Consider the following 12,827-nt stretch of genomic DNA (forward strand, 5'->3'; position numbering starts at 1 on the left):
CGGGCTGCGAAACATGACTTTCGATGGAAGCATTCTCTAGCAGAGCTTGGCCGCCACCGAAAGGGGCATTTGGCGCAAGAAATACGGAGATCAGGACCGGCGCGCGAGCAGCATGTAGTTCACATCCAAGTCGCGCGAGCGGCGCCACTCGTCGGCCAGCGGATGGTACACGACGCCCGTCTCGTCGATGAAGGCGAGACCCTCGCCCTCGACGGGGCGGCGGATTTCCTCCGGGCGCACCAGCTTGGAATATTGATGCGTGCCCTTGGGCAGCCAGCCCAAGACGTATTCCGCGCCTACAATCGCGAAGGCCATGGCCTTCATCGTGCGGTTGATCGTGGCGACGAACAGGAGCCCACCGGGCTTCACCATGCGCGCGGCCGAGCGCAGAAAGAGATCGACATCGGAGACGTGTTCCACGACTTCGAGCGCCAACACCACGTCGAACCGCTCGCCGGCTTGATCCAGCGCCTCGGCCGTCTCGGCCCGGTAGTCGATCGAGAGCCCGCCCTGCGCGGCATGGAGCTTGGCCACCTCGATATTGGTCGCGGATGCGTCCGCGCCGAGCACCTCGGCGCCCAGCCGCGCCATAGGCTCGCAGATCAGCCCGCCGCCGCAGCCGATGTCGAGAATGCGCAAACCCTTGAAAGGCGTCAGCGAGGACAGCTCGCGGCCGAAATTCATCGAGATCTGCTCGCGCAGATAGGCCACGCGCACGGGGTTGAACTTGTGCAGCGGCTTGAACTTGCCGGTCGGGTTCCACCACTCGGCGGAAAGGCGCGAGAAACGCTCGACCTCGTCCGCGTCCACCGTCGTCTGCCGCGCCGCGTCCGTCATCTCATGTCTCCGCTCGCCGTCCCTGTGTGAAGGGGCATGTTCCGCCGCGAGCACGATTGTCAAGCGCGACCGCTGCGCGCTCTGCTTGCGAAACGGCGGCGCTTCGGTTAACTCGGCCCGCCTGCCTTCGGCTTCTTCGCTTCATTCAAGGGAACACGCCGCCGGCCGGCGTTTCTTTATCTTGCGGGTGTCCGCCGCGCCGTTCGGGCGGCGACGGAGCCCCAAGCTGGCACGATGGTTTCATGGCGCGTCTCGTTCTCAAATTCGGCGGCACTTCCGTCGCCGACATCGCCCGGATCCGTAACGTGGCCCGCCATGTGAAACGCGAGGTCGACGCGGGTCATCAGGTGGCCGTGGTGGTTTCGGCCATGTCCGGCAAGACCAACGAACTGGTCGGCTGGTGCACCGAAGCCTCCTCCATGCACGACGCGCGCGAATACGACGCGGTCGTCGCCTCGGGCGAGCAGGTGACGGCCGGGCTTCTGGCGATCACTCTCCAGAACATGGGCATCAACGCCCGATCCTGGCAGGGCTGGCAGATCCCGATCCGCACCGATGGCGCGCATGCCTCGGCCCGTATCCAGGAGATCGACGGGTCCGAGATCGTGCGCCGCTTCGCCGAGGGCCAGGTGGCCGTGATCGCCGGTTTTCAGGGGCTGGCGCCCGACAATCGCATCGCGACGCTCGGCCGGGGCGGCTCGGACACCTCGGCGGTGGCCGTCGCCGCCGCGCTCAAGGCCGATCGCTGCGACATCTATACGGACGTGGACGGCGTCTACACGACCGATCCGCGCATCGAGCCCAAGGCCCGGCGCATGGCGCGCGTTTCCTTCGAGGAAATGCTCGAAATGGCCTCGCTCGGCGCCAAGGTGCTACAGGTGCGCTCGGTGGAGCTGGCCATGGTCCACAAGGTGCGTACCTTCGTGCGCTCCTCCTTCGAGGACCCGGACGCGCCGGGCATGGGCGACTTCCTGAACCCGCCCGGCACACTTATTTGCGACGAGGATGAAATCGTGGAACAGCAGGTCGTCACCGGCATCGCCTACGCCAAGGATGAGGCGCAGATCTCGCTGCGCCGGGTCGAGGACCAGCCAGGCGTCGCCGCCGCCATTTTCGGCCCGCTCGCGGACGCTGGCGTCAATGTCGATATGATCGTGCAGAACGTCTCTGAAGACGGCACGCGCACCGACATGACCTTCACCGTGCCGGCCGGCGACCTCGCCAAGGCCATGCAGGTGATCGAGGCCGCCAAGACCGAGATGCGCTTCGACGTGGTGCAGTCCGAGCGCGGCCTCACCAAGGTCTCGGTGATCGGCATCGGCATGCGCTCGCACACCGGCGTCGCGGCCACAGCCTTCAAGGCGCTGGCGGCGCGCGGCATCAATATCCGCGCCATCACGACTTCGGAGATCAAGATCTCCATTCTCATCGACGGCGAATATACCGAGCTGGCCGTGCGGAGCTTGCATTCCGTCTACGGTCTCGACAAAGCTTGATCCCGGCGGCGCCCGCGGCGGGCGCCTATCCCCTCGTCCCGCTCGGAGCGATTCGTTCGGGAAGGCCCATCGCTGACGGAAGACGCCTCTGATGCGAAGCGACTCCTCGGGACCGCGCATGTTGATGCGCCGGATCAGGGAACTCATGGCCGAGCCACTGGAACCCCAGGCTCGGCTCGATGAGATCGTGCGCCAGATCGCCGCCAATATGGTGGCGGAGGTCTGCTCGCTTTATGTCCTGCGAGCGGACGGTGTTCTGGAGCTTTACGCGACCGAGGGCCTGAATCCGGGCTCCGTGCATCTGGCGCAGCTGCGCCTAGGCGAAGGTCTGGTCGGCACGATCGCGGCGACGGCCCGCGCCCTGAACCTTCAGGACGCGCAGAAGCACCCGGCCTTCACCTATCTGCCCGAAACGGGGGAGGAGATTTTCCTTTCCTTCCTCGGTGTGCCGATCCTGCGCGCGGGGCGCACGCTCGGCGTGCTCGTGGTGCAGAACAAGGAAAAGCGCGTTTATCGCGACGAGGAAACCGAGGCGCTCGAAACGGTCGCCATGGTCGTCGCCGAGATGATCGCGGCCGGCAGCCTGGAAGGGCTGTCGCGGCCGGGCGTCGTGCTCGACCTTTCGCGCCCCGTTCACTTCACCGGCATCGCGCTGGCCGATGGTATTGGCCTTGGCCATGTCGTGCTGCACGAGCCGCGCGTCGTCGTCACCAATCTCTTCAACGAGGATGCCGAGGCCGAGGTCTCGCGCCTCGACCGCGCCGTGTCCAATCTGCGCATCTCCATCGAGGACATGCTGTCGCGCCGCGACATGGCGGCCGAGGGTGAGCATCGCGCCGTTCTCGAAGCCTATCGCATGTTCGCGCATGATCGGGGCTGGGTGCGCCGCCTCGAAGAAGCCGTGCGCAACGGCCTGACCGCCGAAGCCTCGGTCGAAAAAGTGCAGAACGACATGCGCGCGCGCATGATGCACATGACCGACCCTTACTTGCGCGAACGGCTGCACGATTTCGACGATCTCGCCAACCGCCTCTTGCGCGAGCTGATGGGCCGTTCGGGCGACATGTTCGCCGATGGCGCGTCGGGCGATGCGGTGATCGTCGCCCGCTCCATGGGCGCGGCCGAGCTTCTCGACTATCGCCGCGATCAGATTCGCGGCCTCGTGCTCGAAGAGGGCGCGCCGACGAGCCATGTCGTCATCGTCGCGCGCGCGCTCGGCATTCCCGTGGTCGGGCAGGCCAAGGGCGCCGTCTCCATGTCGGAGAAGGGCGATGCGATCATCGTCGATGGCGAGGAGGGCAGCGTCCATCTGCGCCCGCCCGTCGATATCGAGAATGTCTTCGCCGAGCGCGTGAAGTTCCGCGCCAAGCGGCAGGAGCGCTACCGCGCGCTTCGCGACGTCGCCGCCTGCACCAAGGACGGGCAGGACGTCGATCTGATGATGAACGCGGGTCTGCTCGTGGACCTGCCGCAGTTGGAAGCGGCGGGCGCGGCCGGCATCGGGCTGTTCCGCACCGAGCTTCAGTTCATGATCGCCTCGACCATGCCCAAGACCAGCGATCAGGAGCGGCTCTATTCGGCGGTGCTGGATGCGGCCGGCGGCAAGCCCGTGACCTTCCGCACGCTCGACATCGGCGGCGACAAGGTTCTGCCCTATCTCCACCAGTCGCCGGAAGAGAACCCGGCGCTCGGCTACCGCGCGCTGCGTCTGGCGCTCGACCGGCCGGGCCTGATGCGCACCCAGCTTCGCGCGCTTCTGAAGGCGGCGGGCGGGCGCGAGTTGCGCGTCATGTTCCCGATGGTGACGGACCTCAACGAGCTTCGGCAGGCGCGCGACCTGATCAGTCGCGAGTTCAAGCATCTGACGCGCTTCGGCCATGTCATGCCGCGCCGCTTGAAGCTCGGCGCCATGATCGAGGTGCCCTCGCTCCTGTTCCAGCTGGACGAGCTGATGCAGCTGGTGGACTTCGTGTCGATCGGCTCGAACGACCTGTTCCAGTTCTTCTCGGCAGTGGACCGGGGCAATGCGCAGATCGCCGGGCGCTTCGATGATCTCTCGACGCCCTTCATGCGAGCGCTGCGCGAAATCCTCGATGCGGCCAAGCGCAACTCCGTCTCGGCCACTCTCTGCGGCGAAATGGCGGGGCGTCCGATCTCGGCCATGGCGTTGATCGGGCTCGGCTTCCGCTCAATCTCCATGACATCGGCCTCGATCGGCCCGGTCAAGGCGATGCTGGTGGAACTCGACGCGGAAGCCTTGAACCGGCGGATCACCGCCCATCTGGCCGAGAAGCATCCGAAACAGACCTTCCGTCAGCTGCTCGAGGAATTCGCGGCCGCGAACTCCATCCCCTGCTGAACGGAAAATCGGACCGGCGTACTACGGGGCCTGACATCGGGTTCCTGTCGCGCAGGTCTCCCTAAAGGCAAAGAATGGCCATTCTTCCCGAAAACACCATGACGGAGATCCTGAGGCGGGCGGACCAGCTGCAGGCCGAAATGGCCTCCGGGCCCGATCATGAGACCTACAAGCGGCTCGCGACCGAATGGTCGGGGCTGGAAGATGTCGTGGCCGGTATCCGCACCTATCGCGCCGCCGAGCAGGAGCTGGCCGATCTGCGTGATATGCTGAGCGATCCCGCCTCCGACCGCGAGATGCGTGATCTCGCCGCGAGCGAGATCGGCGAGGTCGAGTCCCGGCTGGAAACGCTGTCGGCCGAGCTTCTGATTCTTCTCCTGCCCAAGGACGCGGCGGACGCCAAGGGCGCGATCCTCGAAATCCGCGCCGGCACGGGCGGCTCGGAGGCCGGGCTCTTCGCGGGCGATCTGTTCCGCATGTACCAGCGCTATGCCGATGGTCGCGGCTGGAAGGTCGAAGTGCTCGAAGCCTCGGACGGCGAGGCGGGCGGATACCGCGAAGTCGTGGCTTCCGTGAAGGGTGTCGGCGTGTTCTCGCGGCTGAAATTCGAGTCCGGCGTGCACCGCGTCCAGCGCGTGCCCGCCACCGAGTCGCAGGGGCGCATCCACACCTCGGCCGCGACGGTCGCGGTGCTGCCCGAGGCGGAGGAGGTCGATATCGACATTCGCGCCGAAGACATCCGCATCGACACGATGCGCTCGTCGGGCGCGGGCGGGCAGCACGTCAACACGACCGACTCGGCCGTGCGCATCACGCATCTGCCGACCGGCATCGTCGTGACCTCCTCGGAAAAGTCGCAGCATCAGAACCGCGCCCGCGCCATGCAGGTTCTGCGCGCGCGCTTGTTCGACATGGAGCGCTCGCGCCTGGATGCCGAGCGCTCGGCCGACCGCAAGGCGCAGATCGGCTCGGGCGACCGCTCCGAGCGCATTCGCACCTATAATTTCCCGCAAGGGCGCGTCACCGACCATCGCATCAACCTGACGCTCTACAAGCTCGACCGGGTGATCGAGGGTGAGATGGACGAGCTGGTGGACGCGCTCGTGGCCGACGATCAGGCGGCGCGGCTCGCCGCCATGGGCTCCTGACACCCGGCATGAGCGAGAGCAGTCTCGGCGCGCTTCATCGTGGCCTTCGGCAGGCCTTCCGGCAGGCCGGACTGGCAACGCCCGATCTCGACGCGCGGCTTCTCGTCTGCGACACGCTCGGCCTCGACAGCGCCGGGCTGATCCTGCGCGAGGGCGAAGCTGTGGACGCAGATGCGGCGGCACGGCTCGCCGAGCGCGCTGCGCGCCGGCTCGCGGGCGAGCCGGTGGGGCGTATTCTGGGGCGGCGGTTCTTCTACGACCACGAGTTCGAGCTTTCGCCCGAAACGCTGGAGCCTCGCCCCGACACGGAAATCCTGGTGGAACTGGCGGCGCGAGTCTTTCGTGCGCGCGGTGAGGATGAGTTCGTCTTTGCCGATATCGGCACGGGCACGGGCGCCATCGCTGTTTCGCTTCTGGCGCTGTTTCCGCAAAGCCGCTGCGTGGCGGTGGATCTCTCCGAGGGCGCGCTCGAAACGGCGCGGCGCAATGCGGAAGGGGCAGGCGTCGGCGCGCGCTTCTGGGCGCTGCGGGGCGATTATCTGGCGGCGCTCGCGCCCGGCTCGCTCACCGCGATCGTCAGCAATCCGCCTTATATTCCCTCCGCCGACATCGAGACGCTGGATGCGGGCGTGCGCGAGCACGACCCGATGCTGGCGCTGGATGGGGGCACGGACGGGTTGACGGCCTATCGCGCGCTCTGTGCGACGGCTGCGCCCAAGCTCAAACCGGGCGGCGATCTGCTCCTCGAAATCGGCATCGGGCAGGAGGGGGACGTGCGAGCGCTGGCGCGCCAAGCGGGCCTGAGCTGGCGCGAAACCCGCGCGGACCTGTCCGGCATTGCACGCGCCCTGTGGTTTTGCGGCGACGATGCGTTGGAAAAACAGGGGAAATCAGTAGGAAACTGACGTGAACTTGGAGGCGACACAAGCGAACCCCTTGTGAGATCGCGCGCGGATCACTACACAAGTTCCTGAAAGACGGAATGACCGAGGGGGACGTCCCCTCCGTTCGGACGGGAATTGCCCCCATCCGGGTTGCGGGACGCTCGAAGAAGCTCCGTCCCGTCCGTCAGCGCGGCGAAGGGGATCGCCGCAACGGACCGCACACTTCATCAGATGAGGAATGCCGGCCGAACCCACCCGTTCGCCCGGCAGACACTCCCTAGAAGACCCGAGCGAAGCCGCCGAGCGCGCTTTCGCGATATGGAGCCCAACCGGCTCGCAGAGCCGGATATCCAGATGACAGGATGGTCATGAGGCCAGGACAGCAGCAGCAGAACAAGCAGCGGATGCGCGGGCGCGGCGGTAGCGGCAACGGCGGACGCAAAGGCCCCAATCCTCTGTCCCGCTCCTTTGAGTCGAACGGTCCCGACGTCAAGATTCGCGGCACCGCCCAGCACATCGCCGACAAGTACACAACGCTGGCGCGCGACGCCGCTGCGTCCGGCGACCGGGTGATGGCTGAGAACTATCTCCAGCACGCCGAACATTACGGTCGGATCGTCGCCGCCGCGATGGGCGAGTTCAAGCCTTCGCAACCCGAGCGCGACTTCGACGAGTTCGAGGACGATCTGGAAGAGGGTGCCGGTGGCGAGATGCCGGCGGCGACCCCGCAGGGCGAGCGCCAGGGCGGCCAGGGCTTCAACGGCCATGGCGGCGAGCGCCAGAACCGCGACGGCCAGAACCGCGAACATCAGAACCGGGATTACCAGTCCCGCGATGGCCAGAACCGGGATGGCCAAAGCCGGGACGGCCAGAACCGCGACCATCGCGGCGAGCGGAACGACCGCGGCGAGCGCCGCGAATTCCGTGGCGAGCGCGGGGAGCGCGGCGACCGCCCGTACAACCGCGATCGCAACGACAATGGCTACCGCGACCGCCAGCAGCAGGGGCCTGCGGGCACCGGGCCGCAGCCCTACGCCGCGCCGGAAGGCGAGGAGAACCGCGCTGCGCCGCAGGGCGAGGGGCCGCGTTTCGAGGGCCAGCGCCGCGACAACCGGGACAATCGCGAAAACCGTCGCGATCGCGGCGACCGCCCGCGCTTCAACGAGCGGGGCGAGCGCAATGATCGCAGCGGCGAGCGCCGCTTCGAAGAGCGCTTCGGCCGGTTCGACGATCGCCGCCGCGACGACCAGCGCCCCGAGGGTGCCCCGGCGCAGGCCGGCGAAGCGCAGGCTTCGGGCGAGGCTCCGGCCGCGCCGCGTCCTGAGAGCGTCGAGACCCACAACGCGGCGCCCGCGCCCGCGCCGGTCGAGACGAATCCGGTGCCGGCTCCTGCTGCGACCGTCGCCCCTGCGGCTCCGGTGCCTGCGCCTGTGTCGCCCGCCGGCGAAGCCGCATCGGACGAGCCCAAGCGCCGTCCCCGCGCGCGCCGCGAGGCCGCGCCGAGCGAGGGTGAGGCCGCTGTGGCGCCCGCCAGCACGGAGGAGCCCAAGCGCCGTCCGCGCGCTGCCGCCGCTCCCGCTGTTTCACCCGAAGCTGCTGATGCTGATGCGGCCGCCAAGCGCAAGCCGGGCCGCCCGCGCAAGAAGAAGGGCGAAGGCGGCGAAGGTGAGGGCGGTGCGTCCGATCTGGAACTCGCCTCGCACGACTGACCGCACGTCTCTATCCGCATCGAAAGGCCCGGCTCATCCGCCGGGCCTTTTCGCGTTTTGGGTCCCTTCACAGCGCTGTGAAAAAAGATGGGAGGGAGGCCTCGGGCGGGGCCGATCCCCTCTTTGATCGGACTGAAACGCCACCATATGCTCTATCAGCGGCTGGCCGGATGGCAGCCGACTCCCAGGATACGGGCTCCATGCCGCCGAGCGGGTGGAGAGCTGATAAGGAGACGAAACGAATGGATATGGAACGCTATACCGAGCGGGTTCGCGGCTTTATGCAGGCCGCGCAGACCATGGCTCTCTCGCGTGACCATCAGCAGTTTTTGCCCGAGCACCTGTTGAAGGTGCTGGTGGACGACAACGAAGGTCTGGCCTCTGGCCTGATCGATCGCGCGGGCGGCCGGTCGAAGGATGTGCGCCTGGGCGTCGACGCGGCGCTGGATGCGCTGCCGCGCGTCTCGGGCGGCAACGGGCAGATCTATCTCGCCGCGCCGACCGCCAAGGTCTTCGCGACCGCCGAGGAGATCGCCAAGAAGGCCGGCGACAGTTTCGTCACGGTCGAGCGCCTGCTTCTTGCGCTGGCCATCGAGAAGAGCGCCAAGACGGCCGACATTCTGGCCAAGGCCGGCGTCAATCCGCAGGCGCTGAACGCCGCGATCAACGAGCTGCGCAAGGGCCGCACGGCCGACTCGGCCTCCGCCGAGCAGGGCTATGACGCGCTCAAGAAATATGCCCGCGATCTCACCAGGGATGCGCGCGAGGGCCGTCTCGACCCGGTGATCGGGCGCGACGACGAAATCCGCCGCACGATCCAGGTTCTATCCCGCCGCACCAAGAACAATCCGGTTCTGATCGGCGAGCCCGGCGTCGGCAAGACGGCCATCGCCGAAGGTCTGGCGCTGCGCCTCGTCAATGGCGACGTGCCCGAGAGCTTGCGCGACAAGCAGCTGATGGCGCTTGACATGGGCGCGCTGATCGCCGGCGCGAAATATCGCGGCGAGTTCGAGGAGCGTCTGAAGGCGGTTCTCTCCGAAGTGACGGCGGCGGAAGGGGGCATCATCCTCTTCATCGACGAGATGCACACGCTGGTCGGCGCGGGCAAGGCGGATGGCGCGATGGACGCGTCCAACCTCCTGAAGCCGGCCTTGGCGCGCGGTGAGCTGCACTGCGTCGGCGCCACCACGCTCGATGAATATCGCAAGCATGTCGAGAAGGACCCGGCGCTCGCCCGCCGCTTCCAGCCCGTCTTCGTGTCCGAGCCGACGGTGGAGGACACGATCTCGATCCTGCGCGGCCTCAAGGAAAAGTACGAGCAGCACCACAAGGTGCGCATCTCGGACTCGGCTCTGGTGGCCGCCGCGCAGCTCTCGAACCGCTACATTACCGACCGCTTCCTGCCGGACAAGGCGATCGACCTCGTGGACGAGGGCGCGGCGCGCCTGCGCATGGCCGTCGATTCCAAGCCGGAAGCGCTGGACGAAATCGACCGGCGCGTCGTGCAGCTCAAGATCGAGCGCGAGGCGCTGAAGAAAGAGCATGACGACGGCTCGCGCTCGCGGCTGGAGCGGCTCGAAGCGGAACTCGCCAATCTGGAAGAGGAGTCCGATCGGCTCACCACCTCCTGGCAGGCCGAGAAATCGAAGCTCGGGCTTGCGGCCGACCTCAAGAAGCGTCTGGACGAGGCGCGCAACGAACTCGCCATCGCGCAGCGCAAGGGCGAGTATCAGCGCGCCGGCGAACTCGCCTATGGCGAGATCCCGCAGCTGGAGCGCGAGCTGACGGAAGCGGAAGCGGCCGACGGCAAGGTTTCCATGGTCGAGGAAACCGTGACGGCCGACCATATCGGGCAGGTCGTCTCTCGCTGGACCGGCATTCCGGTGGACCGGATGATGCAGGGCGAGCGCGAGAAGCTTCTCTCCATGGAGGATTCGATCGCCAAGCGCGTCGTGGGGCAGGGCGAGGCCGTGCAGGCCGTGTCCAAGGCCGTGCGCCGGGCGCGCGCCGGCTTGCAGGACCCCAACCGCCCGATCGGCTCGTTCATGTTCCTCGGCCCCACGGGCGTCGGCAAGACGGAGCTGACCAAGGCGCTCGCCACGTTCCTCTTCGACGAGGACACGGCGATGGTGCGCATCGACATGTCGGAATTCATGGAGAAGCACTCCGTGGCCCGGCTGATCGGCGCGCCTCCGGGCTATGTCGGCTACGAGGAAGGCGGCGTTCTGACCGAGGCCGTCCGGCGGCGGCCCTATCAGGTGATCCTGTTCGACGAGATCGAAAAGGCGCACCCGGACGTCTTCAACATCCTGCTGCAGGTGCTGGACGACGGGCGTTTGACCGACGGGCAGGGCCGCACAGTGGACTTCCGCAACACTCTGATCGTCATGACATCGAACCTCGGCTCCGAATATCTCGTCGCCCTTCGCGACGATGAGGAGGTGGACGCCGTTCGGGGCCAGGTGATGGACGTGGTGCGCACGGCCTTCCGCCCGGAATTCCTGAACCGCGTGGACGAAATCGTCCTGTTCCACCGCCTGAAGCGGGCGGACATGGGCGCGATCGTGGACATCCAGATGAAGCGTCTGGAGAAGCTTCTGGAAGAGCGCAAGATCGTTCTCGAACTGGACGACAGCGCGCGCGACTGGCTGGCCGAGCGTGGCTATGACCCTGCCTATGGCGCGCGTCCTCTGAAGCGCGTCATCCAGCGCGAGGTGCAGGACCCGCTCGCCGAGCGCATCTTGATGGGGCAGGTGAAGGACGAGGACCGTGTGAAGATTTCGAGCGGCACCGACCGCCTGAACTTCTACGTCGTCGGCTCCAAATCGGCGGCTAGCGGCGATCTCGTCGCAGCTTGATCTGCGCCGTAATTTAAAAAAAAGGGGCGGCTCGGTGAGCCGCCCCTTTTGGTTTGGAATGTCGTGAACGTCAGTAGGATACGCCGTAATAATCGTCGATACGCTTGCCATAGGCGGGATCGACCCAATCCGGCGAGGTGTCGGAGGCGTAGCGGGGGGCGTTCTTCAACTGGTCGATCGTGATGCCGACCACATAGCCGCCCTGACGCTCGTCATATTTCAGAACGTCCCAAGGGATCGGATGGTAGTCCTCGCCAATGCCGAGGAACCCGCCGAAGGACATGATCGCGTATTTCACGCGCCCGTCCCGCTTGCCGATCACGACGTCATAGATATGACCGAGATTGTCGCCATCCGTGTTGTAGACGCGCGTTCCGTTGACGCGGCTCGCCTCAATGTTGTCGGCCCCGACCTGCAACTCGGAGATCGGTCCGGTTCCCATTGTCGAAGACATCTTGGCCACTCCCTGAATTGAACATTTTCTATCAACGCCCGGACGGGTCGCGTGTTCCCGTTGGCGGGGACGGGCGTTAGGTGAAGGGCCGACGGCATTCCCGCGAAAGGACCCAAGACATGAGAGTGGTGGAACTGGCCGACGGAACGAGCGTGCCGGCGCTCGGGCAAGGCACGTGGATGATGGGCGAGACGAGCGCGCGGATGAATGACGAGCTGGCCGCTCTGCGGCTCGGGCTCGATCTCGGCATGAATCTGATCGATACGGCCGAAATCTACGGCGACGGCGCGTCGGAGGAACTGGTCGGCGAAGCCATCGCCGGGCGGCGCGACGAGGTGTTTCTCGTGTCCAAGGTTGCGCCGAGCCATGCCTCGCGGCGCGGAACGATCGCGGCCTGCGAGGCGAGTCTGGAACGGCTCGGCACCGACCGGCTCGACCTCTATCTCCTGCATTGGCGTGGGCGTTTCCCGCTGGGCGAGACGGTCGCGGCGATGGAGGATCTCATCGACGCCGGCAAGATCCTGCGCTGGGGGGTATCGAATTTCGACGTGTCCGACATGGACGAGCTGATGGAGGTGGAGGGCGGAGACCGCTGCGCCGTCAATCAGATTCTTCTCAATCTCGACCATCGCGGCACGGAGTTCGACCTTCTGCCCTGGCTGGAAGAGCGGATCGTCGCGACCATGGCCTATTCTCCGATCGGGCAGGGCGGCTCGCTCCTGCGCCGGCCCGAACTTCTGGAAGTGGCCGACCGGCACGACAAGACCCCGGCCCAGATCGCGCTGGCCTTCACGCTGCGCCGCCCCGGCACGATTGCGATTCCGAAGGCCAGTTCGCTGGAGCATGTGCGCGAGAATGCCGAGGCCATTGACATCCGGCTCGACGCTGAGGACTGGGCGCTTCTGGACGAGGCGTTTCCGCCGCCCGAGCGCAAGATGCCGCTCGCGATCATCTGACCGGGTGACGAACGGAATAGAAAACGGCGTTCGAGACCGAATGTGATGGGACGGGTGATCACGAAGGGTTGACGCCGGTTTCATCCCGCGCGACGTGACGGGGCACTTGCGGAACGCGCGTTCCGC

At 66.5% G+C, this 12,827-nt stretch carries 9 protein-coding genes; 7 read left to right on the forward strand and 2 right to left on the reverse strand.

Features of this window, described 5'->3' with window-relative positions; genetic code table 11:
- Nucleotides 1-90: 90 nt before the first annotated feature.
- Entirely contained in the window at nt 91-837 is a 747-nt protein-coding gene (gene ubiG, locus NS365_RS02270; protein ID WP_058598660.1) for a bifunctional 2-polyprenyl-6-hydroxyphenol methylase/3-demethylubiquinol 3-O-methyltransferase UbiG, read from the reverse strand.
- Between the two features lie 242 nt (nt 838-1,079).
- On the opposite strand from ubiG, the gene NS365_RS02275 reads away from it, so the two are divergent.
- From NS365_RS02275 to clpB, 6 genes are all read left to right on the forward strand, one after another.
- The gene (locus NS365_RS02275; protein WP_058598661.1) at nt 1,080-2,333 is read left to right on the forward strand and encodes an aspartate kinase; all 1,254 of its coding nucleotides are present in this window, start codon (nt 1,080-1,082) and stop codon (nt 2,331-2,333) included.
- A gap of 91 nt (nt 2,334-2,424) precedes the next feature.
- Complete coding sequence (gene ptsP, locus NS365_RS02280) at nt 2,425-4,692, forward strand: phosphoenolpyruvate--protein phosphotransferase (RefSeq protein WP_058598662.1); 2,268 nt, start codon at nt 2,425-2,427, stop codon at nt 4,690-4,692.
- A gap of 74 nt (nt 4,693-4,766) precedes the next feature.
- Nucleotides 4,767-5,840: a peptide chain release factor 1 gene (gene prfA / locus NS365_RS02285; RefSeq protein WP_058598663.1), complete on the forward strand. Its 1,074-nt coding sequence runs from the start codon at nt 4,767-4,769 to the stop codon at nt 5,838-5,840.
- An 8-nt stretch (nt 5,841-5,848) separates the two neighbouring features.
- The gene (gene prmC, locus NS365_RS02290) at nt 5,849-6,745 is read left to right on the forward strand and encodes a peptide chain release factor N(5)-glutamine methyltransferase (protein ID WP_058598664.1); all 897 of its coding nucleotides are present in this window, start codon (nt 5,849-5,851) and stop codon (nt 6,743-6,745) included.
- Nucleotides 6,746-7,092: 347 nt separating this feature from the next.
- Entirely contained in the window at nt 7,093-8,433 is a 1,341-nt protein-coding gene (locus NS365_RS02295) for a DUF4167 domain-containing protein (protein ID WP_193753365.1), read from the forward strand.
- Nucleotides 8,434-8,675: 242 nt separating this feature from the next.
- Nucleotides 8,676-11,291, forward strand: coding sequence for an ATP-dependent chaperone ClpB (gene clpB, locus NS365_RS02300; protein WP_058598666.1), 2,616 nt, complete (start codon nt 8,676-8,678; stop codon nt 11,289-11,291).
- Between the two features lie 70 nt (nt 11,292-11,361).
- On the opposite strand, the gene NS365_RS02305 is transcribed toward clpB, so the two are convergent.
- Entirely contained in the window at nt 11,362-11,745 is a 384-nt protein-coding gene (locus NS365_RS02305) for a PRC-barrel domain-containing protein (RefSeq protein WP_244493481.1), read from the reverse strand.
- 119 nt (nt 11,746-11,864) lie between these two features.
- Here NS365_RS02305 and NS365_RS02310 point away from each other — a divergent pair, with 119 nt between their 5' ends.
- Nucleotides 11,865-12,701 (forward strand): aldo/keto reductase, encoded by an 837-nt coding sequence (locus NS365_RS02310; protein ID WP_058598667.1) that lies wholly within the window; start codon nt 11,865-11,867, stop codon nt 12,699-12,701.
- Nucleotides 12,702-12,827: the final 126 nt, after the last annotated feature.

Origin of the sequence: Aureimonas ureilytica (assembly GCF_001475935.1) — a bacterium.
In the GTDB taxonomy this organism is placed as follows: Bacteria; Pseudomonadota; Alphaproteobacteria; order Rhizobiales; family Rhizobiaceae; genus Aureimonas; species Aureimonas ureilytica_A.